The sequence below is a fragment of the Peribacillus sp. NPDC096540 genome, assembly GCF_050278525.1.
Classification (GTDB): domain Bacteria; phylum Bacillota; class Bacilli; order Bacillales; family DSM-1321; genus Peribacillus.
In genome coordinates this window covers 62,628-86,178 of the sequence record NZ_JBNNTG010000005.1, presented here as the reverse complement: position 1 = coordinate 86,178, position 23,551 = coordinate 62,628, and the positions used below count along the sequence as shown (strand labels likewise).

General features: G+C 37.4%; 20 protein-coding genes, 3 pseudogenes and 1 riboswitch. Of the genes and pseudogenes, 9 read left to right on the top strand and 14 right to left on the bottom strand.

Annotation, left to right across the window (positions count from 1 at the left end):
* Positions 1–12: 12 nt before the first annotated feature.
* The 3 genes from phnG to ACQKMR_RS07130 all read right to left on the bottom strand — a co-directional run bounded on the left by phnG (position 13) and on the right by ACQKMR_RS07130 (position 2,554).
* A complete protein-coding gene (gene phnG / locus ACQKMR_RS07140) occupies positions 13–438 on the bottom strand; it encodes a phosphonate C-P lyase system protein PhnG (protein ID WP_053347436.1) in 426 nt (141 codons plus the stop codon).
* Positions 439–804: 366 nt separating this feature from the next.
* Positions 805–1,506: a GntR family transcriptional regulator gene (locus tag ACQKMR_RS07135; protein WP_376102891.1), complete on the bottom strand. Its 702-nt coding sequence runs from the start codon at positions 1,504–1,506 to the stop codon at positions 805–807.
* A 187-nt stretch (positions 1,507–1,693) separates the two neighbouring features.
* The gene (locus tag ACQKMR_RS07130; RefSeq protein ID WP_427696662.1) at positions 1,694–2,554 is read right to left on the bottom strand and encodes a PHP domain-containing protein; all 861 of its coding nucleotides are present in this window, start codon (positions 2,552–2,554) and stop codon (positions 1,694–1,696) included.
* 320 nt (positions 2,555–2,874) lie between these two features.
* Between ACQKMR_RS07130 and ACQKMR_RS07125 the strand changes: the two genes are divergently transcribed.
* Together ACQKMR_RS07125 and ACQKMR_RS07120 are read left to right on the top strand one after the other, a co-directional pair.
* A complete protein-coding gene (locus ACQKMR_RS07125) occupies positions 2,875–3,999 on the top strand; it encodes a serine hydrolase (protein ID WP_427696661.1) in 1,125 nt (374 codons plus the stop codon).
* A gap of 96 nt (positions 4,000–4,095) precedes the next feature.
* Positions 4,096–4,533, top strand: a complete 438-nt coding sequence (locus ACQKMR_RS07120; RefSeq protein WP_427696660.1) for a GNAT family N-acetyltransferase — start codon at positions 4,096–4,098, stop codon at positions 4,531–4,533.
* 63 nt (positions 4,534–4,596) lie between these two features.
* Here ACQKMR_RS07120 and ACQKMR_RS07115 read toward each other — a convergent pair whose 3' ends face one another.
* Complete coding sequence (locus tag ACQKMR_RS07115; protein WP_053347441.1) at positions 4,597–4,881, bottom strand: AbrB/MazE/SpoVT family DNA-binding domain-containing protein; 285 nt, start codon at positions 4,879–4,881, stop codon at positions 4,597–4,599.
* Between the two features lie 627 nt (positions 4,882–5,508).
* Between ACQKMR_RS07115 and ACQKMR_RS07110 the strand changes: the two genes are divergently transcribed.
* The 4 genes from ACQKMR_RS07110 to ACQKMR_RS07095 all read left to right on the top strand — a co-directional run bounded on the left by ACQKMR_RS07110 (position 5,509) and on the right by ACQKMR_RS07095 (position 7,786).
* Positions 5,509–6,480 carry a DMT family transporter gene (locus ACQKMR_RS07110; protein WP_427696659.1) on the top strand — a complete coding sequence of 324 codons (972 nt, stop codon included), beginning with the start codon at positions 5,509–5,511 and terminating at the stop codon, positions 6,478–6,480.
* A gap of 203 nt (positions 6,481–6,683) precedes the next feature.
* A riboswitch (guanidine-I (ykkC/yxkD leader) is annotated at positions 6,684–6,785 on the top strand.
* Positions 6,786–6,854: 69 nt separating this feature from the next.
* The gene (locus tag ACQKMR_RS07105) at positions 6,855–7,196 is read left to right on the top strand and encodes a DMT family transporter (RefSeq protein WP_427696658.1); all 342 of its coding nucleotides are present in this window, start codon (positions 6,855–6,857) and stop codon (positions 7,194–7,196) included.
* Entirely contained in the window at positions 7,196–7,510 is a 315-nt protein-coding gene (locus ACQKMR_RS07100) for a DMT family transporter (protein ID WP_427696657.1), read from the top strand. The genes ACQKMR_RS07105 and ACQKMR_RS07100 overlap by 1 nt, the downstream gene beginning before the upstream one ends.
* Positions 7,511–7,600: 90 nt before the next feature.
* A complete protein-coding gene (locus ACQKMR_RS07095) occupies positions 7,601–7,786 on the top strand; it encodes a hypothetical protein (RefSeq protein WP_427696656.1) in 186 nt (61 codons plus the stop codon).
* Between the two features lie 135 nt (positions 7,787–7,921).
* Here ACQKMR_RS07095 and ACQKMR_RS07090 read toward each other — a convergent pair.
* From ACQKMR_RS07090 to ACQKMR_RS07080, 3 genes and pseudogenes are all read right to left on the bottom strand, one after another.
* Positions 7,922–8,523 (bottom strand): annotated as a pseudogene (locus tag ACQKMR_RS07090) (LysE/ArgO family amino acid transporter).
* Positions 8,524–8,539: 16 nt separating this feature from the next.
* Positions 8,540–11,761, bottom strand: coding sequence for an SNF2 helicase associated domain-containing protein (locus ACQKMR_RS07085; RefSeq protein WP_427696655.1), 3,222 nt, complete (start codon positions 11,759–11,761; stop codon positions 8,540–8,542).
* A 399-nt stretch (positions 11,762–12,160) separates the two neighbouring features.
* Positions 12,161–12,493, bottom strand: coding sequence for a hypothetical protein (locus ACQKMR_RS07080; protein ID WP_427696654.1), 333 nt, complete (start codon positions 12,491–12,493; stop codon positions 12,161–12,163).
* A 444-nt stretch (positions 12,494–12,937) separates the two neighbouring features.
* Here ACQKMR_RS07080 and ACQKMR_RS07075 point away from each other — a divergent pair.
* Positions 12,938–13,102: pseudogene (locus ACQKMR_RS07075) on the top strand (IS5/IS1182 family transposase); the annotation flags it as partial.
* Positions 13,103–13,355: pseudogene (locus ACQKMR_RS07070) on the top strand (transposase); the annotation flags it as partial.
* Positions 13,356–13,518: 163 nt separating this feature from the next.
* Here the strand turns inward: ACQKMR_RS07070 and ACQKMR_RS07065 are convergent.
* Together ACQKMR_RS07065 and ACQKMR_RS07060 are read right to left on the bottom strand one after the other, a co-directional pair.
* Positions 13,519–14,133 (bottom strand): DedA family protein, encoded by a 615-nt coding sequence (locus ACQKMR_RS07065; RefSeq protein ID WP_427696653.1) that lies wholly within the window; start codon positions 14,131–14,133, stop codon positions 13,519–13,521.
* Positions 14,134–14,231: 98 nt separating this feature from the next.
* Complete coding sequence (locus tag ACQKMR_RS07060) at positions 14,232–14,879, bottom strand: phosphatase PAP2 family protein (protein WP_427696652.1); 648 nt, start codon at positions 14,877–14,879, stop codon at positions 14,232–14,234.
* Positions 14,880–16,097: 1,218 nt separating this feature from the next.
* Here ACQKMR_RS07060 and ACQKMR_RS07055 point away from each other — a divergent pair.
* Positions 16,098–16,901, top strand: coding sequence for a class I SAM-dependent methyltransferase (locus ACQKMR_RS07055; RefSeq protein WP_427696651.1), 804 nt, complete (start codon positions 16,098–16,100; stop codon positions 16,899–16,901).
* Between the two features lie 27 nt (positions 16,902–16,928).
* Here ACQKMR_RS07055 and ACQKMR_RS07050 read toward each other — a convergent pair whose 3' ends face one another.
* From ACQKMR_RS07050 to ACQKMR_RS07030, 5 genes are all read right to left on the bottom strand, one after another.
* The gene (locus ACQKMR_RS07050; RefSeq protein ID WP_427696808.1) at positions 16,929–18,161 is read right to left on the bottom strand and encodes a cytochrome P450; all 1,233 of its coding nucleotides are present in this window, start codon (positions 18,159–18,161) and stop codon (positions 16,929–16,931) included.
* 453 nt (positions 18,162–18,614) lie between these two features.
* Complete coding sequence (locus ACQKMR_RS07045; protein WP_427696650.1) at positions 18,615–18,794, bottom strand: DUF4083 domain-containing protein; 180 nt, start codon at positions 18,792–18,794, stop codon at positions 18,615–18,617.
* A gap of 603 nt (positions 18,795–19,397) precedes the next feature.
* Positions 19,398–20,075: a DUF975 family protein gene (locus ACQKMR_RS07040; RefSeq protein WP_427696649.1), complete on the bottom strand. Its 678-nt coding sequence runs from the start codon at positions 20,073–20,075 to the stop codon at positions 19,398–19,400.
* 733 nt (positions 20,076–20,808) lie between these two features.
* The gene (locus ACQKMR_RS07035) at positions 20,809–22,263 is read right to left on the bottom strand and encodes a YfcC family protein (protein WP_427696648.1); all 1,455 of its coding nucleotides are present in this window, start codon (positions 22,261–22,263) and stop codon (positions 20,809–20,811) included.
* Positions 22,264–22,358: 95 nt separating this feature from the next.
* On the bottom strand, positions 22,359–23,534 hold the full coding sequence (locus ACQKMR_RS07030; protein WP_427696647.1) for a M20 family metallopeptidase: 1,176 nt from the start codon (positions 23,532–23,534) through the stop codon (positions 22,359–22,361).
* Positions 23,535–23,551 lie beyond the last annotated feature (17 nt).

The following is a 23,551-nucleotide window of genomic DNA, read 5'->3' as shown; positions in this document are numbered from 1 at the left end:
GCTTTTCCCCCCTTATTGAACATCCATTGTTTCAAAATTCACCTTGGTTCTTAAGATTGATTGATTCAACTCTTGAAGATTTTTCTGTATATTCTTCTTCTCATTTTCTAAAACATGTGACCATAATCTTGTTTCTACAAGATCAGCCTGATAAGCAGCATCAATGATAGCTAAACAATGAGCCAGCTCTTCTCGATGCCCCTTAACGATACCAATACCGATTGAATCCTGGATTTGGACAGTGCATTCTGTCACCAGTAATTCCCCTAGATAAAACAAACTCTTTTTTGCCGTTTCCCTTGCCTTTAGTAAGACAAGAGCACTCTCTGGCTTTTGAATGACGTTTACTTTATATCTCATTTCTATTTCCTTGGCAAAATCCTTCGCAATGTCTGCAGTACCTTGAATCAAAATCTCTGTTCTTTCCTTTCTTCTCATTCCATTGGCCTCCAAATGTTTTAGTTTCTCTCTACATCTGTTTTAGTTTCTCTCTACATCTTCAATGTATCTTGTTGCCAAGTGAACCTACGTTAAGAATGAGTAAATCTTTGTATGTAATTTGTAAAAGCACTAACGTGAACAGGCATATTCTATTCAAAGTTTCGTGCTTTACTCGTGAATCTGGAGCATTTACGCGCTTTTATTCTTGAATTCGAGCGTTACTCGTGAATTCGGCACTTTTACTCGTGAATTTGGAGTATTTACTCGTGAATTTGGAGCATTTACTCGTGAGTTTCGTGCTTTTACTCGTGAGTTTCGTGCTTTTACTCGTGAGTTCGAGCGGTATATGGGATGGAAGTTTTTTTATATAACGTAGGTGAAACAATCGCTGCGATAGACAATGACCGTATGCTCAAGGACTTGATTACTCCCCTTATCCACGCATAATGATTCCACTTGCAAAAGTGGTATTAAACTTGAACACTGCAAAATATCTCGTTCAAATAGAGTTGGAAAAATAACATTCAGCGTGCTGCTACTGGATCCGAATTCTACATAACCACGCTGCCTATAATATAGAAACATAGAGGTAATATCAGGACCATCCTTATCTATTTCAGGAAAAGTTGATTTTGCTACATAAGATGTATGAAGAGCAATCGGAAATTCGTCTATTAACCTCAGCCTGCCAATTTTAAAGACTTTCTCATCACTTTCCACATCGAGGCTTTGAAAAATCTTCTGATCATAAGAAATTTCTTCGCAAAAAATAGTAATCGTTTGAAAGGCAAACTGGAATTCCTTCATTTTCTCAGTGAAACTTACATCTCCAGACAGAATTAATGGAATTTGCTTCTTGCTGTCCTGGACATAACTTCCCTTACCTTGCTTTGAATAGATATAACCTAAATCTTGAAGCTGTTCATATGCCTTTCTAACAACAATTCTTGGAACATTAAATTGATCAGCGAGTATATGCTCTGAAGGTAACTTTTTATCCAATTGAAAGGTCCCTCTCTTAATTTCTGAAATCAAATGATCCACTAAAAAGTTTTTTTCTGCCAACAGCCATCTCCCCCTTTATTTATCCGGTCTGCCTTACACCTGTACCTTTTTCTTATTAGTGTTAGTGTAATGAGAAAATATGAAGCTACCATGATTTTCTTGTAAAAAAATAGTCCTGGTCAATTACCAGGACAAAAGGAATACCTATTTTCTGAATCTTTCCATACACTACTCTACATTGTCTCTTTCAAAATTTAATGGCCATGCTTTTTTTCTTTAATGTCAAAGCATTCACACATTCTGTTCCAGGGCTATAACTACCTAGCCGAATCGGTTTATCCCCATACCCCCCATGAAAATCTGAACCTCCTGTCTTAATGAGTTTGTATTGATCTGCATATTGAATCGCTCTTTCTTCTTCTGCATGACCATGATGTGGGTGAAGGACTTCAACCCCTTCAAGTCCTGCTTCTACAAGAGCTGGAATAATTTCGAAGCTATCGTATTGTCCAGGATGAGCAAGGACCGGAACGCCTCCGGCAGCACGAATCGCCTTCACAGCTAGAACAGCATCCACATACTCCATAGGAATAAATGCAATACCTGGCTCTTCTCCATTTTGACCGCGACTGAAGATTTTCTTATACAAATCTCCATAGATAGAATCCGTATATCCCGCTTCCCTTAGCGCTTGCATAATATGCTGTTTATAAACCCCGGTTCCCCCCCTAAACTTAGAAACCTGCTCCCAAGTTATTTGATATCCTGCATTGATTATTCGCTCCACCATTTTTACAGAGGCTGCATTCCTCTTTTCAATCAATGGATTACATAGCTCCTCAAGTGCCTTATGACCATACTCAACAAAATACCCCAAAATATGTACACGTCTACCTCTTGCAAAATCATAACCGGAAACTTCTATACCAGGGATGATTTCAATCCCTTTTTCTTTTCCCTTTTCCACCATCTCTTGCAACCCCATCGTAGTATCGTGATTGGTAATCGCTAAATGACCAATACTCTCCCTTTTTGCAACCTCCAATAGTTCTCCAAACGAACAAGATCCATCTGAGATATTCGTATGACAATGTAATTCAACCTTCATTGTTAATCCCCCCATTCTTATTGGTTACCTACTAGCATCCTAACTTGGTGCCAAGTTGGCCACGTTAAGCTGATGTAAAAAAAACGTAAAAGGGCTTGGGATTTTGTACGTACTCTAATTTCTAAGTCACTTCCTACATGCAGAAAATATCTTTTAAAATGACCGAGAAAAATGGAGTCTTTCTATGAGGCAGGCTTCATTTTTTCATTATTTATTCTATCTCACTGCTTTACATGCTTAAAAGGTTCTTCATAAGTAAAATGAAACCTAATCATTGAGCAGTCGTATATGTATTTATATGTAAAAAGGCAGGTGTTATTTTGAAAATATTACTCTTTTTAATCGGAGGTATTGGACTATCTCTATGTTTGATTCTAGGAATTGGGATGTGGATGTTTAAGAAGGATATCAACAAAGAAGATCCAGAATATATAGTTCAGTTTATCAAAGAGAATGCAGAGAATAAGAACGTTTCTTTATCCATCCATCTTAATGATGAGAAATGGGTAAATGTTAATGCCAACACGTTGCTTCCTTTAGCAAGCACCGTCAAAATCATCGTAGCCATTGAATATGCACAACAGGCGGCAGTGGGGCAAATCAATCCAGAGCAAGAAGTGAAATTAGCCGACCTAGACAGATTTTATGTTCCTAAAACAGACGGGGGAGCACATGAGGCATGGATTACTCAGGTCAAAAAGGATAAAGAGATAGATAGAGTTCCTTTAAGTGAAGTAGTAAATGGAATGATTGCTTACAGTTCTAATGCGAATACAGATTACTTAATAACTATGCTTGGCCTTCAAAACATCAATCATGTTCCACGGAGCTTAGGCATTACCAGTCATGAGCCAATGTATCCCATTGTAAGTTCGCTGTTCATACCTGACCAATTAATGAAAGAAAAAAAATTAACTAAACAAGATACCCTAAAGGCCCTGAAAAATATGGACAAAGGTGAATACCGTGATCGGGCGATTGCTATTCACAATAAGTGGCAGACTCAACCCCCAACAGATCAGGAAAAGAAACAAGCAATGAAAATGATGGGTAGTGATTTTCAAAAAATTTGGTCTGATCGTTTGCCCCGAGCAACTACAGAAGACTATGTCTCCATAATGAAAAAACTAAATAGCAAGACGCACTTTGATAAAAACGTTTATGTGTATCTCGATCCGGTATTAGAACAGTTAATGAAAAGTCCAAGCAATCGTGAGTGGCTTGTTCATGCAGGTCAAAAGGGAGGCTCTACTGCCTTTGTTCTTACGATTTCGATGTATGCGAAGGATATAGAAAATAACCAAACAGAGCTTGCATTTTTTGCAAACGATTTAACCTCTATTGAACAAGCAAAACTATCCAAAAATATGAATGCGTTTCAGCTTAAATTTCTAACAGATACGAAATTTCGAACATACGTCAAAAAGGAAGTATCCAATCTATGAAGCATTATGCAATGAATAGAACAATTTATTCACCACCACTTATCAATAAATGGTAAATTTAGAGTATTCTATAAAATAAACAAGGAGGTTCATTACATGAATATTCAAAAGGCTACATTAACTGAGCTTGATTCCTTAACAGAACTTTTTGATTTATACAGAGTGTTCTACGAGCAAACGTCAAATCTTGAAGGTGCAAGGGAGTTTTTAAAGGAAAGGTTAACGAACGAAGAGTCGGTCATTTTTATGGCTTTTGATGGGGATAACCCTATTGGTTTTGTTCAATTATATCCTTCATTTTCATCAGTGAGCATGATGCGGTCATGGCTGTTAAACGATTTATTTGTGAAGGGAAATGCTCGCAAAAAGGGATTTGGAGAGAAGTTATTAAAAGCGGCTATTACTTTTGCAAAAGAAACTGGTGCAAAAGGAGTATCACTTGAGACAGATAAGGATAACAACAATGCACAAAAACTTTACGAAAAAATTGGATTTATTCGAGAATCAAATTATTTTTATTACTTCTCCATTTAGAATGAAAAAAGTGTAGAGAAAATGAAATTTCTCTACACTTGAATCCTTTTTATCTAAAATTAATTATTTAGCAGTTTCATAGCTTGCTTGAATTTCTTTAATTAGAAGTTCAGCACCTTCACGGCTAAGTATTAATTTACCGTTTGCAAGTTTCATATTGTCATCAGATATATCGCCAGTTACCTGACAAGTCATGTTTGCTTTGTATTTTTGAAGGATTATGCGCTCTTGTTCTACGTAGATTTCCAAAGCGTCTTTCTCTTTAATTCCTAACGTACGGCGTAATTCGATAGGAATTACTACCCGTCCTAATTCGTCAACTTTACGTACAATACCTGTAGATTTCATTTTTATATACCTCACTAATATTCTTTCAAATTTTGCATCTATACTTTTCGTCAACATTCGACATATTTTGCTCTCCTATAAAGATACCACTCCCTACCAAATTCGTCAATTCTCGTATCTTCGTATATTATCTACCTCTATATGATTATTATCTTATATCTCTATAAAACCTCTATAAACTGCGCCATTATGCTATTTCACAAACTTGATATAGGTATTTATTGGATAATTGACATGAAATTGGTGCATCTTTTTTTCCATATTTAACATCCATACACTTTTTTAAGAGTTATATTTTATGTCGAATATTGCAGAAGACCTATTCACAGTCTTAAAGAATGCTGTTGATTTTTTTGTGCAACTGAAGGACAATTTAGTATGATTGCTAGATTTAATATTTAGAATATTTCACCTTATCTTCCCGTAACAAAGCTCCTCTCTAGCATTGAAGGGAAAGTAAGTTAAAACATGACAACCTGGTTCGTTTCCCCTAACCTATGCTTATGGTTTGAATCTCGTAAAAGGTATGTTCTAAATTTTTTTCTAATAATAAGAAAGCCGAAACGATTGCCATACTTCAGAGGCTTGGCTAATTATTGGCTCATAAAACAGATTGAGGTGAGTCGATTGCGACCAATTATATTAGGTATTTGCTCTGCTTTCTTTTTTGCATTTACGTTTGTGTTAAATCAGTCTATGGAATTATCTGGAGGAAGTTGGATATGGAGTGCTTCGCTTCGATATTTCTTTATGGTTCCTTTTCTAGTATGTATCGTCCTAAGTAGAAAAAATCTCCGACCACTCTTACAGGTAATGAGAGAACGACCAGGGCCTTGGTTGCTTTGGAGTTTTGTAGGGTTTGGATTGTTCTATGCCCCTTTATGCTTTGCATCTGCCTACTCACCTGGCTGGCTAATCGCCGGCACTTGGCAAATCACGATTATCTCAGGTGCTTTACTAGCTCCGTTATTTTTTGAAAATGTTCAAACACAGGATGGACTCGTAAGGAAAAGAGGAGAGATTTCTTTGAAAGGTCTTCTCATGTCCCTTATCATTCTGTTGGGGATCATACTAATGCAACTAGAACACACTAAGCACATTTCTATGGCAAATCTCTGGTTGGGCGTAATTCCAATCGTCATCGCCTCATTTGCATACCCTTTAGGGAACCGCAAAATGATGGAAGTGTCTCAAGGACGTTTAGATGCATATCAGCGTGTGTTAGGGATGACTTTAGCGAGTCTGCCATTCTGGTTTTTACTTTCGTTGTATGGTTTTTTTACGGTAGGAGCACCAACGAAAATGCAGAGTTTTCAATCCCTTTTGGTAGCGCTATTTTCAGGGGTTATTGCAACGGTCCTTTTTTTCAAAGCGACCGATTTGGTAAGGGGAAATATGCAGAAGTTAGCTTCCGTTGAAGCCACACAATCAATGGAAGTCCTTTTTGCTCTTGCCGGGGAATTACTATTTTTATCTTTACAATCTCCTTCTCCTTTATCGTGGTTCGGCATCTTTATCGTTATTATTGGGATGATTTTGCATAGCTATGTTTCTCATATAAAGGAAGGCACTCCTCAAAATCAGTCAGTGAGTGACTAATATAAGAGTAAGGCAGGACTAAAAAATACAACTGATAAGACCAATGTGTTGGTACTTATCAGTTGTATTTTTATTGGAACTAGAATGCTTGAAGGGATTTGGATGCCTTTTTCGAATAGATCATTGGAAAAAGCAATTTTCAAATATATCATTACCCTTGAATAATCTTAAAAAGTATGTATAATTCAAGGTAATTATATACGATAAATGTTTTCTAGGGTTCCGCAGCAACTGTATATGCTGGTCTGGTCCGAGAGAAAACTCACAGCTTTGCTGTGTCACGGAAGGATAAAAGCCTGGGAGAAACTGTTTAATAGTTTTCTCCTAGGCTTTTTTGTTTTTTGATAAGAATAAAATCGGAGGTGTTATTTTTAATGAGTACAAACTGGATTAAAGTATTTATTGCTGCTTTTTTTGAAGTTTTTTGGGTTATTGGTTTAAAACACGCAAATGACTTCTGGACTTGGACTGGAACTGTTATTTCTATCATCATCAGCTTCTATTTAATGATAATGGCTGGACGAAAACTTCCCGTTGGAACCGTATATGCAGTATTTGTAGGAATGGGGACAGCAGGAACCGTTTTTTCCGAAATCATATTCTTTGGCGAATCATTTAAACTGAGTAAAACACTTTTGATTTTACTGTTATTAGCAGGGGTAATCGGCTTGAAACTAGTGACTAAGGACAATATTGAAGAAGGAGATGAATCCTAATGGCTTGGGTCTCTTTAATCTTAGCGGGGCTATTTGAAATGTTTGGTGTTGCGATGATAAATAAATTGCACAAAGACCGTAATTGGCAATCTTTGGTGCTGTTGTTTCTCGGATTTGGAGCAAGTTTTCTATTTCTTGCTTATGCAATGAAAACACTACCTATGGGGACCGCTTATGCAATCTGGACAGGAATTGGTGCGTCTGGTGGAGCAATAATCGGCATGCTTTTATATGGAGAATCAAAAGACTGGAGAAGAGTCGTTTTTATTGCCATGGTGTTAGGTGCAGCAATTGGATTAAAACTAGTTTCATAAGAGGTATTGGGTTTTATCACTTACCTACCTACTGCCATAAAAATTTGGTATGATAAATTAGTTAAATAAAATAGTGAAGGTGATTTTACTTTGTCTGAAGAAAATCCAGAAGAAAAAAAGGAATATGACACCACAATTATTTATGACTACGAAGATTATCCTGACATCGTTAGTGGTCGCTGTGACAATTGCGGTAAAGCTCAGTTTGAGAGTTCGGTTAAGAACTATGTATATATTCGTAAATGCAGAGAGTGCGGCATGAAGAAATCGATTTGACCCTATATAGTTATAGGGTTTTTGTTGTTTTTTACTTTTTTTCATTTGGAATTATCACATGTACAGGCCACCAATTGAAAGGCGGCCTTCTTGAGATAACACTATAATTGACTAGGAACGCCGTTGAAAATCCTACTACATTTTGTAAAGTTGGAAAGCTATATATAGAGCGACTATCCAGATCATAATCGCAGATACTTTGTTGATTACGTTTATAAATTTCCCGTCAGTATCGATATCTCCTACCTTTTTCCCCACTATGGCTAGACTGAAAAACCAAATCCACGAAATTAATATGGTTGCAGCGGTAAACGTCATTTTCTCTATCCCGGTATAGCTAAGAGAACTTGTTCCGATAACCCCAACAGTATCAAGTATCGCGTGGGGGTTTAGTAAAGAAACGGACATAGCAAACATAATCTGTTTTTTAGAACTTAATGCTTCTGCCTTTTTGTCTAATTTTGAAGGTTTACTTTTCCAGACAACCCATCCCATATATAGAAGAAATACCAATCCTATAATAAAGAAGGTGGAATGGTTAATACGACAACAGAAACGCCTAATATCGCTAATAAAATAAGAAATGTATCACAAAGGGAAGCAGTTAAAACAACCGGTAGTACCCCTCTAAAATCCGGTTGTGATGCTCCTTGGTTAAAAACAAAAACATTCTGTGCTCCTAGTGGAAGAATAAGACCAAAAGCTAATACGATTCCGTGTAACATTGCTGCTAACATTCTGTATTTCCTCTCTCTATATCATCAATATTTCCCGAATGTCCTCTTCGGTAAGAGCAGATGACGATTTCACCTCAGGGTCGATGATTTCTTCGATTAGATGCCTCTTTTTCTCTTGCAGTTCATTCATTTTTTCTTCGATTGTGCCGCGGGCAACAAGTTTGATGACCTGAACAACATTTTTCTGCCCCATACGATGGGCACGGTCTGCTGCTTGCTCCTCGACTGCTGGATTCCACCAAAGATCATATAAAATGACAGTATCGGCACCCGTCAGGTTAAGACCTGTACCGCCTGCTTTTAATGAAATGAGGAATATGTCACGTTCACCTACATTAAATCGATTACAGATTTCAACACGTTCTTTTGATGGAGTTTGTCCATCTAGATAGAAAAAGGGCTGTCCTTGAATCGCTAAATCTCTACCTATGATCTGAAGCATTTTCGTAAATTGAGAGAAAATCAGCACCCTTCTTCCAGAAAGCTTTGATTCCTCAACAATCTGCTTAAGTTGCTCATATTTGGCTGAGCTTCCTTTATAACCGTCCACAAACAAGGCGGGATGACAACAAATCTGTCGTAACCGAGTCAAGCCAGCGAGTATTCTAATACGATTTTTCCGAAGTGTATCTTTATCCAGATGCTTCAATGTGTCGTGTCGCAGCTTCGCCAAATAAGCAGCATACAGTTTTTTCTGATCAGGCAACAGTTCCATAGATTCCATCGACTCGATTTTTTCTGGAAGCTCAGATAATACATCCTCTTTCAACCTCCGAAGTAAAAATGGCCGGATCCTCCGGGCAATTTTTTTCCTTGAGAGGTTACTGTATTCCTTTAACCCCATGAATAGTTCAGGAAAGACAACGTGAAAAATGGACCACAGCTCTTCTAGTGAATTCTCAACTGGAGTACCAGTGAGGGCGAACCGATGACCCGCTTGTATCTTCTTCACCGCTCGTGCCGTTTGTGTCCCTGGGTTCTTAAAAGCCTGTGCCTCATCAAAAAACACAGTGTGAAAAGCTTGTTTCTCAAACCACATAAGGTCCTTACGTAATAATGGATATGAGGTAATGACAACATCCATATCCATTACTTCCTTCTGTATCTTTGACCTTTCTGTTTTATTGCCATCCACGACAATGGCTTGTATATCCGAGGCAAATTTCATAAATTCACTCAGCCAGTTATATGTCAAAGAGGAAGGACAAATAATAAGAGCCGGGAGCTTCTTCTTACGAATGTCTGGAAGCTCGGATAAAATGAATGCGATGCTTTGCAGTGTTTTACCGAGTCCCATATCATCTGCGAGAATTCCTCCAAAGCCATAGCTAGCAAGTATTTTCATCCATTTGTAGCCGCTTTTTTGATAGTCCCTTAATATTGGCTCTAAACTCTTTGGCACCGCGAACTCCAGGTTACTTGGATTCCTGATGTTTTCCAAGAACTGTCGGAATGACTCCTCTATTGTAAATGTATTGCTGTCATTTACAGAATCAAGAAGCTGAAGCCCTTTTACGATTGGTACATTTAAGCGGCTTTCCAAATCTTCATCCTGGATTGGAAGTGCATTCAGAAAACGATTTATTTCTTCAAACTCCCTCGTCTCAAGGGAAAGTAGAGATCCATTCCTCAAACGAAAATACTTCCTTTTTTCCTCTAAAGCTTCTAGAACTTCTCGTATTTGTTTTTCAGGAATGCCATCCATTTCAAATTTGAATTCCAGCCAATTAGTCCGTTCTTTTTTGATTTTCACCCTAATCTGCGGAGCAGCATTCCCTCGGGAAATCCGATTTCTCACAGCAGTTGTGGCATATATTTGAACAAGCTTTTGAAGTTTCGGAACGACATGGTACAAAAACTCATACTCCAACTCTTCATTATGTAAAAAATAGCCACCGTCTGTCTTGGCAAACATGCTATCATCCATCAGTTGCAGGATCTCTTCCTCCTTCTCCACTTCTCTTATAAGCTTGGAGACTGCCTTGAGTTCCTGATTTTCCAAAGGGTTAAACACGATATTTTCATAGTGAAACTCCAACCCCGCAAGCAGCCTATTTTTCACGCGATCTAAGTATAGCTTAGCAATCAACGGTATCTTCTCGAACTGCTCAGAGATCGATCCTGAAAAATAGACATCGCCTAGCTTTTTCAAACCTGGAACCACTTTTTCCAGGAATAACTCTAATTGCTCCTGATGAATTGGAATTTGATTTACCCCTGAATCTTCCAGCATCTGTTTTAAATCTGAAAGACGTTGGCAGTCTTCACTTTCGAGCTGAACCAATTTCCCTTCAGATAGAACAGAGCTGTACTCATTCATCACAATCATTTCATTCAACCCTTTAATATTCAGTTGATATCCATTGCCCTCGGTTTCGGCAAAGCCAAACTGTAAAGGAAGCTTCTCGAAGGATATCTGAAGACCGTTAAACGTTTTCCCGTCATACGCAAGCTTCACGGATGGTGCGCTTGTAAGGATAGGGACAAGCCTTGTAAAAGAAGATGGTGGAATAAGTAACAGGTAATTGTTCATTGTATAGTCAGATTTGTCCGGAATCGCGTCAAGATAGACTTTTTCATCAGAAGTCACTTGGATAAGCTGCTGAATAACATCATCTGTTTCTTTTTGAAAGCAATGGAGATTCGGGTCATACATGAATGAAATAGACACCTGGCCTGGTTTTCCTTCTTTTACCTGCTTCAGAAAACCCCTGAGATTTGGTAAATTCATCGAACCGATCTTCACTTCAATTCCAAACATGTATCGGCCCAGACCTATCGTGACGGGTTTACATGTAAACTCCGCATCAAGCACCTGCCTGTTTTCAAAGTGGAGCTGATGGCCACTTGAGCGTACAGGCTGATTGTTGAAAAGCGTAAGCAAACCATCTGTCAGCTTCTTATTTGCTGAAGCGTATGACTGAGGTTCAATTAGACCTTCAGGAATTGTTCCTTGACGCTGATGTTCGTTTACCGACAGTAATACGGCTGCAATATGCTGACAGTCCCGTTGAAAAGAAGCAAGCGTTGGGCAGCTGCATTTCGTGCGAAAGCCTCCGACAGCATCCACTTCAATAGAGACATGGAAATCTTCTATTCCTTTAACAGTTGCTTCACAACCATCAGGACTGTAACTTTCAAATGTCACTTTATTAGCACGATAAAAAGCATCTCCTCTTTTGAAGGAGACTGTCCCGCACATATCTTTAATGATTTTTTGATTTAATTTGATATTCAAAATGCCATTCTCCTTCCTGAGGACCTCTGTGCTTTTGTTATTTAAGTAAAGGTGGTTTTTGAAAAACATGATATATGAAAAGACTACCGAATATCAGGCTAATATAAAAGGAATTAATCTCAATCAGGACTCCCGATGTATAAAATATTTTCCTCATTTCATTCTATCATCATATTATGAAATGAAAATTCAGGGGACTAAAGAAAATCATTAACGTTTCAACCTAAAAAAGACAAACCCCCTTATCCAAATCCAAGATTTGAAATGGAGTTCATCCTCGTGAGCAAACGGGGATATGTAAATTTTTATTGTTGTCCTTTGGCTTTGTTGCCTTTCTTTTTTTTTCGATAAATGACACTAAACAATAGGATAACAAGAAGAAAAAGAAAGAGGACAAGTTCACCCCCGTCCGAGAGAAACCACGTCTTCAGAGATCACGTCCAGCGCTTCTTGTGGAAGTAGTTTTTCTTTTAGATGAGGATTTTTCATGATTGACTCAATTAAAAAGTCCGTAACGCTTGGATTATCAATCAAACCCTGTACATACAAAATAGACGTTTTTATTTCAGGATTTTGACTGATTTTCAACGTTCGGATAATAATGTCTGGGCTGTTACCCGTTTTCTTTTTCATATTGTTTAGATTGGCTGAAATAGAGCTATCAATATATTCAAGTGTTTTACTCTTAGATTGGTCTTTATTATCTATCTTTCGCTTCTCACGTTTCTTCATTTGTACTTTTTTTGAAAAAAGAAACCATAGTACCGGACCTCATTCCTTTTTCGTTTCACTCATTTTGTCCAAAGCACATTCCCTTTATTCTACGTTCAAGTCTCATCCACTCCGCTTTCCCGTTTGAGATGACATATGAAAAAGGCTGTCGTAATGACAGCCTCTCAGACTGTATACAAACTCGATGAAAATTGAGTTTGTATACAGTTTTTTTATGGCTTGTACAATTTGAACGTTGATTGGAACGTAGGGCACTCGCTTTCCGCGGGCGGTCCGGGAGCCTCCTCGGCTTGCGCCTGCGGGGTCTCCCCTAGACGCGCTTTTCCCGCAGGAGTCTCGCACCTTCCGCTCCAATCAGCTTTGTTATAAAATTTAGATAGAACCTCTTTTGCCTACAGTCTTTTTTGTTTTAAAATGGAAGTATTAAAACTTGAGGTGATGAGGATGCTTTCTAAACATGATTCTATTCAGCGAGATCAACTTGAAATGATTACTTTAGATCAACTGGTGCCAGCGAACCATTTGGTTCGAAAAATTGAGGCCGCCATTGACTTCTCATTCATATATGACTTGGTGGAAGATATGTATTCAGAGGTAGGACGCCCAAGTAAAGTAGTGACACGTCATATTTGGCAAGATTATATGGAAGAAGCAGATCATCTGCGTCATCATCAAGATGTAAAACCTATCTATGCGAAAAACGATTGAGCGTGTTTTCGCAGATGCAAAAGAAAAGCATGGCATGCGTTGGACTACTTTAAGGGGACTTAAAAAATTGTCGATGCAGGCGATGCTCACTTTCGCTGCCATGAATGTAAAGAAGATGGCTAATTGGACATGGCAAGGTCCAAAAATGGCCTAACATAGTGGACTCGTAGAGACCCAATTCCTTAATATTGAGCAAAATTCAAAGGAAATTTCAAAAGACTGTCGTAATGACAGCCTCTGGTAGTTTATATAAGATTATGTAATGAAAGTTCGGACTTGAACGGCCGGCCCTTTATCATTTTTAAAATCTACTATAATCACTTTCCTTTTCCCCTATTTCTTCTCAAAATTAAACCAACGAAAAGAATAAACAATAATACAAATATTGCATAAACGATGTTTGAATAAATGTCCATATACCCTACGATGTTTTCCCATGAAGATCCTACAGCGGCTCCGACATTCACCAGGATAACGTTCCATATCAATGTTCCGGATGCTGTGTATAGTAAAAAAAGCCAAAAGCTCATATGAGACATACCTGCGGGAATGGAGATTAAGCTTCTAATCAACGGAACGAGTCTACAGAAAAAAACAGTCCACGCCCCGTATTTGTCAAACCATGAATTCGCCTTATGGACATCCGTTACTGTTAGCCGAAAGATATGCCCCCATCTACCCACAAACTTCTCTATTCTTTTCACATCAATCAGTAAACCAATCCCGTAAAGCACAACAGCCCCTGCCACTGATCCAAGAGTTGATGCAATCACGACTCCGACTATAGTCATATTTGTTGTCGTGGTCATAAAACCTCCAAAGGTTAGAATGACCTCTGACGGAATCGGTGGAAAAATATTTTCCAATGCTATTAATAGAAAGATTCCGACATACCCAAAATTATCCATAAATTCCGTAATCCAGTTTTCCACTTAAAAGCTCCTAACTATTTCAATCATTTTATATAATCATCAGCTAACTTGTTTAGTCCCTAGCTGCTTTCTTACTAAATAGTCTGTCCTAGCTTTAGTTAACCTCTTTGTTTCTTGCTTTCTTTATACTTTTGGAAAACCCAAATGGAAATGGCAAGCCAACAGCCACTCGCTAAATATCCCCCAATAATATCACTAGGATAATGGACTCCCAAGTATATTCTACTTATCCCTATTGTAAGGATCATTACCACACTGAACAAAATCAACAGAGTTCTCCCCCACTTAGTCGAAATATGTCTCCATAGTAGAAATGTGAGAATACCATATAAAGTAAATGCATTCATCGCATGTCCACTTGGAAAACTGTATCCTCCTATCTCAATGAGCCGATGTAATTCAGGACGGGCTCGTTGAAAGAAAAGTTTCAATATCAAATTGAGGAGAGGTGAGCCAACCATGACAGCAATGAATAAGACTAGCTCCAAACGATGTTTCAATACCTTATACAAGTAAAATAAAACAAGTAAGGAAAGTATAATTATGGAACGAGATGAACCTATAAACGTAAAGAACTTCATGATGCTTGTTAAAATCGGAGACTCGAAGCCCTGAACAAAGGTAATCACCGCTCCATCAAAATTCAAGAATTCATGTGTACTTATTGTCAAGGCCATTACACTGAACCCAATTAAAAAAATTACACTTAATACAAAGGCAATAGACAACTGAAACTTTAACTTCATAATAACATCCTTTCACTTTTTAAAACCGTGCTTGATTGAAGTAAGATCTCTTAATATAGAGTTTTAACTTCATTCTATATGATCTAAACCCATGGCAAGGAATGAAAGGAACTTTCATTTATTCCCAATTATCCAGTGTGAATAATAATAATTTATTAGTCAACTCATTAATTCTGCCTGTTTCCTTTATGAATGAATGTAAAAAGCTTTATAAAACGTCTTTTTATCCCCCATCTTTTTTAATAGAGAAAGAAAGATTTCCATGTAAGCAGTGGAATCGGAAGGACATATGAGGCATCTTCAGCGTATCCATTTTTAGAGTATAAATACTGCATGAAGAAGGAATTAGATTTTGATTAAAAAAACAATAAACAAGGTCGGTTATGTTCCTTCATTAGCTCCACAATCTATTCAAATAATAGGTAAAGAACCACTCGTGAAATGAAAATCCCTGATCCCGTAAATAATACAAAATCATTCTATTTTTTAATACTACTCTATACAGCTTAAATAACTCAACTTAAGGTTACGGTAAATATATCTCCTTATCCATCTTCAACTTGCAGGATTCTACACCAATATGGTCTTAACCTTAATGATAAAAGTAATAACTATATCAATTAACCTTCTGTGATAAGGATATATTCCGCCAAAGAATTTCCATATATAGGTATTTTAAATTAAAAAGGTTCCTAAATTTCCTGTAGGATGCGGCAGCACACTCCTTTTGTCTTGTTAAAACAAAAGACACTTAAATTATAAAAATCCTTTTCCTAAAAGTTATTATTCATTTGGAAATCATCTACCTTTCCATTCTACTTTACTTCTATATCGATAACATCAAATTTGCTAATCTATTACTGCCTTCTCTATATGAACAAGCAATAACAATCATTATTATAAATAAAACCGCAGGTATTTTTTTCAACTTAACATCCTCTATAACTTTAGTGCTATCTAAAATACCCTAATAAATTTTTACATATTTACCCATTATGATACAATCAAAGATATACATATTCTGTCATCTGTATTTGTAAGGTAATTATTATGGGGGATTCCTTTCTAGATTTCTACCAATTACTAGTTAGCAGATATTTGTTAATCTAACTTTTTGTATGGTTCAAAAAAGCTTATTGCTTGTTTCTTTCATGCCTATCCTATTACTTTAGATCACCGAGTCAGAGCAAAAAAAAAAAATAGAAGGTGGAAAATGAAATGAAAGTGAATTTCGGAAAAGTAGCTAAAGATTATGCCAAGTGGAGAAATGATTTACCTAGTGAATTGATAAAGAGCTTAAAAATCAGAGGAATAAACTTTGCAAATGTTCCGGTTGCAGACTTAGGTTCTGGGACTGGCGTTTTGAGTAGAGCTCTATATAAGGAGGGAGCTAAGGTAGTTGGCGTTGAACCATCAAAGGAATTGATAGAAGAAGCGTACGATATTGATAAACAAGAAAATAGTAAAATAAAATACGTTAATCGATCTTCAGAGGATACAACTTTAGAAAGTGGTACTTTTGACTTTGTGACCGTTTTAAGGGCATGGCACTGGTTTGATCGAGAAGCAGCCTTGAATGAAATAAAACGGATAATTAAAGAAAATGGCACGTTAATAGTGATGAATTCTGGATTCATTTCTAAAAATAAAGTAATAAAAGAAACGCTTCAAATCATTAAACATCATATGCCGGATGGCAAACTAACGTTGGCAGGATCTAAAGCGAATGCCCAACAATTTATTAACGGCTTTCCGGTAGAATGGTATAAAGAATGGCAGGAGCATCAATTTGATTTAACAGATACATATAAATTCTATTACGATGTGACATTTAAAAACGAAGAATGGTGTGGAAGAGTGGGGTCATTATCCTGGCTTTCAAGTTTTTCCGAAGATAAGCGGGTACAAATCCTCGATGAAATCCACTCACATTTGGTAAAAGAGTTTGGTAACATTCAGCATACCATTCAACATGTATGCAATGTAGTAATTTTAAAACGAAAAAAACCTTATGCAGGTTAATGGCATAAGGTTTTTCTTTTTTAATGTTTACTTGAATGCCTTAAGTGGTAAGCTTGTTAGAGCTTGACCAGTCGCTGAATCGGTCAGATGCTCTTCTAACTGAAACGAATCTACTGATTCAATATGTGAGTATTTCTCTAAAAATGTAGTAAGGGCAATTTTTGCTTCCAGTCGTGCTAGCGGAGCACCTAAGCAGAAATGCGGCCCATTTCCAAAGGCTAGATGTTTCTTATTATTAGGACGGTGAATATTAAGAGTGAATGCGTCTTCAAACATCTCCTCATCCATGTTTGCTGCACTCATCCAGGCAACCACGACATCCCCTTTCTTCAAATCCACTCCCAATAAATCGTTATCTTCCTTTACCGTACGATCTAATTTGGTTAAATTGAATCGGTAACGCAGCATTTCCTCAACGGCTTGTGGAACTAAATCCAGGTTATTACGTAACTCTTCATAGACTTTATTGTCATCATATAATAATGAATAAAAGGTATTTGCAAGTAAATGACTGGTTGTCTCGACTCCCGCTCCTAAAATCAACATGGTTGTACGCACAACTTCATCATCTGTAAAGGTTTCACCATCTACTTCGGCCTGCAATAAATCGGATATGATATCATCTGCTGGATGTAACCGTTTTTGTACAACAATTGGATATAAATACTCATAATATTCTCTTGCTGCCACTTGCTTCATTTCATTTACTTTTTCTTGTTTTTCTTTGTCGAAGGGAAGAAATAAGATATCTACCCATTTTTTAAACAGTAAACGATCTTTTGAGGGAACGCCCATTAAGTCTGACATGACTATAATCGGAAGCGGACTTGCCAATGATTGCACAATATCAATTTCCTTGTCTGCCCTCATCTGTTCGACTAATTCATTTGCAATTTCCTGAATACGAGGTTCCCAGTTTTGGAGACTTCTAGGTGTGAATGCTGCGGCCAACAGTGAACGACGTTTTCTATGCACAGGTGGATCCGCTTCAGTGATCTTGATTTTCTCAGGTGCTGAACCTTCCTTACTATCCGTTCCAACAGATATAGTGGTTCGTTGGCGTTCACTCGTAAAATATTTATAATCACTAAGAACACGCTTAACATCTTCATATTTAAAGACATTCCACGTATCTGTTCCTTCGTGATAGCTCACAGGGTCATTTTCTAACATCTGTTTACACCAGGCGTATGGACTAAATTCCTCTGCACGGGACTTAAACTGAGTGAATTCTTTAATTGCAATAATTTCTTTCATGATACCGACTCCTCCTACTTCTCAAAGATACCTAACAAAAGGATTGAATGTTTAGCATTCTTCATCTCCGACACTTAGTTATAGGGTCATCATTCATGTACATAAATTTTTGAAGGTTTGTTTGTATTTTCTTTATTTCCCTTAAATATCTAACCCACTCCATTATAAGATAAGAAGCCATCACAAACCATGCATCATCTATACCAACTCCTTAACATGCAGTTCGCCCAACAAATGTCATGTATTCCATAATATTGCCATGTAAAACTGCTTATTTTTAACAAATTCTATTTCTTTTTATGATTCGTTATGTCTTTCAAAAGATGAAAAAACCCTATCTTTTAAGCAATTTTGGTATAGATTATTTCCTGACTAACCTTTACAACAGTCTAAGAGGTAATTGAACAATTCCCATTGACTCTAATGCATAGAAAAAACGGCCACAGAATGTAGCCGTCAATCGTTGCCCTTTTTAATTTGTTCATATAAATCATCCATTTTCTTTTCCATGATATCCAGTCTAGTTTTGCGTTGCTTGACGGAACGGAAAAGCGATACGATACCTACTATGATCAGGATTAGAAATATAAGGCAAAACAATTGGAATATCATATCCGCAATATTAAAACTACTCACTATGTAATCCCCCTAAATAGTATTCTAAGTGTTCTATTATACACATTAATATTAATAATTTAACCTTTTAAGGGGCATTACGAATTAAAAGCCACTTTTTCTTTCCTGATTTTTTTTATGTTCTAAAAATACCATCGTATATTGAATGAAGCTCTTTACAATATCATTGCATGGACGTTTTTATACCAAACCAACTGTTCTGGAGCAGTAAGGCTCAATGATCTCCATCCCTGACTGCATTATTGATTCCTGTATCATCACGAATCAGGTTAATTAATGGAGCTATCGACGTAATCGATGCACGAAGATTGGCCGCTATGAAAGGAATGCCGATTACCTAAATGATACTGATCTATGTTTAATGTCTTTGATTCATATAGTTTTTCTCATTTTTCCGTTTCTCTCCTGAACGCATAAAGCCATTATTTTTCGATTCAATCTTCATTATACTCCCGCTCTCTTGAGGAAAATAATAGAAATTCAATCATCATTTCATACTTTATCAAAACAAAGCAATAGTCTACAATACTTTCGTACTTTTATATGGCTTAATACAAGATACTAACGAAAAAACCGATAGCAACTTTGCTATCGGCCAAGCGTTTATGCTTCTATTTGATCGTTGTCAGAATCATCTTGAGGTACAATTAATTCATTATAGAATGCAGCCATGGTTGTTCCAGCATAAGGAATCAACCATAAAAGCCCAATCCCCAGGGTGAATATACATAGTATTCCCCATCCTATAAAGCTTAGATTCATAAGGAAATACTTCCATTTCAAACCCTTCATTCTTTTTCTGCTTTCTGTAATGGCTTCAAGCACAGTGTATTCTGGATGATCCTTCAATAAGAAAAATAGTTGGGAATATGACAGACCCTTGATGATTCCTGGAATAATAAATAATAATGACCATAAAAATATGAAAATACCTTGTAAAATTGATGCACCGATAATCTTAAAAGAAGTTTTTCCATCTTTATAGATAGCGAATACCTCTGGAATATCAGGGTTTCCTTCTCTAACCAAATTCAGATAGAACCAAGTGGTCGAAATAGTTAGCGGGATTAAGGCGATAGACAATACCGTTCCAAAGATATCCGACCATATCGGTGTTTCATCTTGCGCGAACCACTGTGTAAACCCACCGCTTCCGATAATTTCAACAATGGCAGGTAATACGAAATTAATCAAGAACACGAGCAACATAAGTGAAATGGCTACTCCCCATTTACCTTTCAAAGAAAGTAGGGCTTCTCTTTTTAATTCTGAGATTCTCATACTTTAATTAACCTCTCCTTTTTTAAATGGCAGAAATCTGAAAATACACTCACTTAGCAGTATGGGTAAATTCAGAAAAACTACTATTTATTTGATGTTTAAATCTCCTGTTGTATTCTAACATAATATTTCTACCTATGGGCTTAAATTCCTATAAACTTCTCTTTTAAAAAATATTCCATGATTATAACCCGACTTTTCAAGAAAAATGAGAGATAGAATCGGTTTCAATCAAAACAATCCTTTATCACCTCCCAAATGGTAATCAAAAAGTATAATACAATTCTTTTTGAAATTTCCTGCATTGTTTTAATCATAATATTTTATACAGTTTATGAAAGGAAATTTAACAATATTCCATCTATCACTTAAGTCACAATGCCCCTACAATCCTTCCGTTCTCAACTACTACTGTTTCAACCTTAGGGTGGTTTACATCTAGTGTATAAATCATTCCATTCGTATAAATGGCTTGTGTCATAGAAGACCTCCATTGTTTACTTGTCCATCGCAACTTTTCTAATATGCTAAGATACCGCCCTTATATGTCATACAAATCCTTCTATGTATTACACATCCTATCTAATAACCGTTAGACATATCAAAAAGCAAAAGGGGGAATTCCCCCTTTTGACCTTCAGTAATAAAAATGTTTTAATTTTAAGAATTTAATAAAAATTACTATTCCCTTTATATCAAACATGTCCATATTTCATTCATCTAAAACCTTCAATTATAAGTTAGCTCCCCACCCTATAGATTGGGCAATGATTAGGGAAGCAGCTGCTACTCCATACCAAATTAGAAGTAGTGGAGCAATAAAGCGAACCCATTTTGTATAAGGTACTTGAGCAATAGCTAATATTGCCATAAACAAACCGCTAGGGTAAAGAATGTTTGTAAAGCCGTCACCATACTGAAATGCCAAAATCGCTGTTTGCCTTGTGACTCCGAGTAAATCGGATAATCCGCTCATAATAGGCATGGTAATCATGGCTTGTCCACTTCCAGATCCAACAAAAAAGTTAAATAAAGATTGAAAGACCATCATCACCAGAGCAGCTATCTGACTTGGCATGGAACTCACCACTACACTAATACCATTAACAATCGTATCCAAAATATTCCCGTTCTCAAGAATGACTGAAATAGCCCTTGATAGACCAATAATCAAAACACCTAGGAGCACTTTTTTAAATCCTTCATTAAATACTTCAGCAATTGTACTTGGATTGAGACCACAAATTAAGCCGAGAACAATCCCCATAAATGCATACCAACCACCAATTTGAGTGAAATACCATCCCCAGTTCAGCAAGCCATAAATCATAACACCTATGCCAGCGAGCAAAAAGAGAATGGCAAAGATTTGCCTTTTTGAAGCTTTTTCTTCTGTTTGCTCATTACTATTAAGATATTGAGCATCCAAACCATCTCCATATAAGTATCCGAGCGAGGCATTTCTCTCAATCTTACGCGCATAACGCCACACATACCAAATCCCAATCAATACGGTAATCACCATAAAAATCGCCCGAAAGCCAATTCCAGAGTATAATGGCAACTCCATTAATGTCTGGGAAAGCCCAACTGTGGCAGGGGAAGTAAGTGCAACACTAAACCCAGCAGCTGTACTAACAAGCACCATCGCAGTGGCAGTGAAACGATCATAACCTAAATTCAACATTAACGGGATCATGATTGGTGCATACATAAGCCCCATCTCCATGGCCCCTGTAAATGCCGTAAATGTAGCCATAGGAACCATCAATACGGGAATGACCCATATACTTCTTGTTTGAAATGCATGATTAATTCTTTGAATCCCTAAGGTTAGAAGTCCTGTGCGTTCAATAACACTGAACAGTGCCCCAATCATTAATCCACCAAAGATGATTTCACCTGCCTGAACCATCCCAGTAGGTATCGAAAACATTAAATCGAAAGGAGTCAAATTTGGAGCATCCACAAACTTAAACGTCCCCGGCACCAAAATTGGCGCTCCTGTCGGTCCTTCCACTCTTTCAAATTGACCTTTTGGCACCAACAATGTTGCAACATAACAAATCAAAAGCATGGTAACTAAAATAACATATACATGCGGGAGCTTCAGCCACTTCTTACCTGCTTTAGGTTTGTCCCCTTTGTTGATTTCATTTACTGTGACATCTTCGTTGCGTATCCCCATCTCTTGCCCCTTTTCCCCGTTCTAGTTTTTATTTCATTGATATACACTCATTTGAACGTTACAAGTAGCTAATTTTGCATACAATTCAAGGTATTCTATACTAAAATCTTACATACAGCATTTATAAAAATGTTTACACCATATTCCATAGCGTCTTCATCAAAAGTAAAACGAGGATGATGGTGAGGATAAATAATCCCCTTTTCCTTATTCCCAGCTCCAATTAAGAAGTAATTGCTCGGTGCTTTCTGTTGGAAAGCCGAAAAATCCTCAGCACCCATCTTCGGCCCTTGAAGATCGACAGTCTCTTCGCCATAGACCTCACGAACTGTTTCCTCTATAACCTTGGTTACTTCATCGTCGTTTATGACTGGTCGATATCCAGTAAGATATTTAAACTCATACGAGGCGCCATGCGCTTCTTTAATTCCTTTGATGACCCTTTCCATAAGGAGTGGCGTGGATTCACGGAATTTCAAGTCAAAACTGCGAACAGTCCCGCTTATTTCTACAGAGTTCGCAATGACATTTGCCGCTTCTCCTCCAGAAAATTTCCCGATAGATAGTACCAAATTATCTAAAGGATCTGTGTTACGCGAAACGATATATTGAAGATTCGTGACTACTTGTGCACCGATTGCGATACTGTCAATCGTTTCATGGGGCGCAGATCCGCGGCCTCCCTTTCCTTTAATTGTAAGAAAGAAACCATCTGGCGCCGCCATCATTGGACCATATACGATGCCAACTTTCCCGACTTCAAAGGTTGACATGAGGTGGGCAGCAATAACATAATCCACACCATCCATCACGCCCGCATCAACCATTTCCTGCGCTCCGCCTGGGAAATACTCTTCTGCGTGCTGAAAAAAGAAACGTACTTCGCCTTTAATTTGATCCTTCATCCCAGCAAGAATCTTCGCCGTGCCAAGCAGCATAGCCGTATGACCATCATGGCCACAAGCATGCATGACCCCCGGAGTTTGCGATACAAAATCAAACGAATTCTCTTCCTCAATCGGCAGCGCATCCATGTCTGCACGGATGCCCAATGTTTTTCCCGGGTGGGAGCCAATCAAACTGGCCATTACACTATATTTTGTAGGACGTGTTACTTCAAGATTCCCAAAAGATAGAAGGGTTTCGTAAACGAATTGCGAGGTTTTCTCTTCGTGATAAGACAATTCTGGATGCTTGTGAAGATAACGTCTCCAATCAATCACTTCTTGTTTTACACTCTCTACTTCCGAATATATTTTCAAACCTTGCATAATCCGTTCCTCCTCAA

Bases quoted from the DNA above. Each gene is read 5' to 3' on its own strand.
- ACQKMR_RS07105 (WP_427696658.1), top strand. From the start codon at position 6,855: ATGAGTACAAACTGGATTAAAGTATTTATTGCTGCTTTTTTTGAAGTT.
- phnG (WP_053347436.1), bottom strand. From the start codon at position 438: ATGAGAAGAAAGGAAAGAACAGAGATTTTGATTCAAGGTACTGCAGAC.
- ACQKMR_RS07120 (WP_427696660.1), top strand. From the start codon at position 4,096: ATGAATATTCAAAAGGCTACATTAACTGAGCTTGATTCCTTAACAGAA.
- ACQKMR_RS07100 (WP_427696657.1), top strand. From the start codon at position 7,196: ATGGCTTGGGTCTCTTTAATCTTAGCGGGGCTATTTGAAATGTTTGGT.
- ACQKMR_RS07055 (WP_427696651.1), top strand. From the start codon at position 16,098: ATGAAAGTGAATTTCGGAAAAGTAGCTAAAGATTATGCCAAGTGGAGA.
- ACQKMR_RS07030 (WP_427696647.1), bottom strand. From the start codon at position 23,534: ATGCAAGGTTTGAAAATATATTCGGAAGTAGAGAGTGTAAAACAAGAA.
- ACQKMR_RS07080 (WP_427696654.1), bottom strand. From the start codon at position 12,493: ATGAAGAAACGTGAGAAGCGAAAGATAGATAATAAAGACCAATCTAAG.
- ACQKMR_RS07035 (WP_427696648.1), bottom strand. From the start codon at position 22,263: ATGGGGATACGCAACGAAGATGTCACAGTAAATGAAATCAACAAAGGG.
- ACQKMR_RS07115 (WP_053347441.1), bottom strand. From the start codon at position 4,881: ATGAAATCTACAGGTATTGTACGTAAAGTTGACGAATTAGGACGGGTA.
- ACQKMR_RS07040 (WP_427696649.1), bottom strand. From the start codon at position 20,075: ATGAGAATCTCAGAATTAAAAAGAGAAGCCCTACTTTCTTTGAAAGGT.
- ACQKMR_RS07060 (WP_427696652.1), bottom strand. From the start codon at position 14,879: ATGAAGTTAAAGTTTCAGTTGTCTATTGCCTTTGTATTAAGTGTAATT.
- ACQKMR_RS07130 (WP_427696662.1), bottom strand. From the start codon at position 2,554: ATGAAGGTTGAATTACATTGTCATACGAATATCTCAGATGGATCTTGT.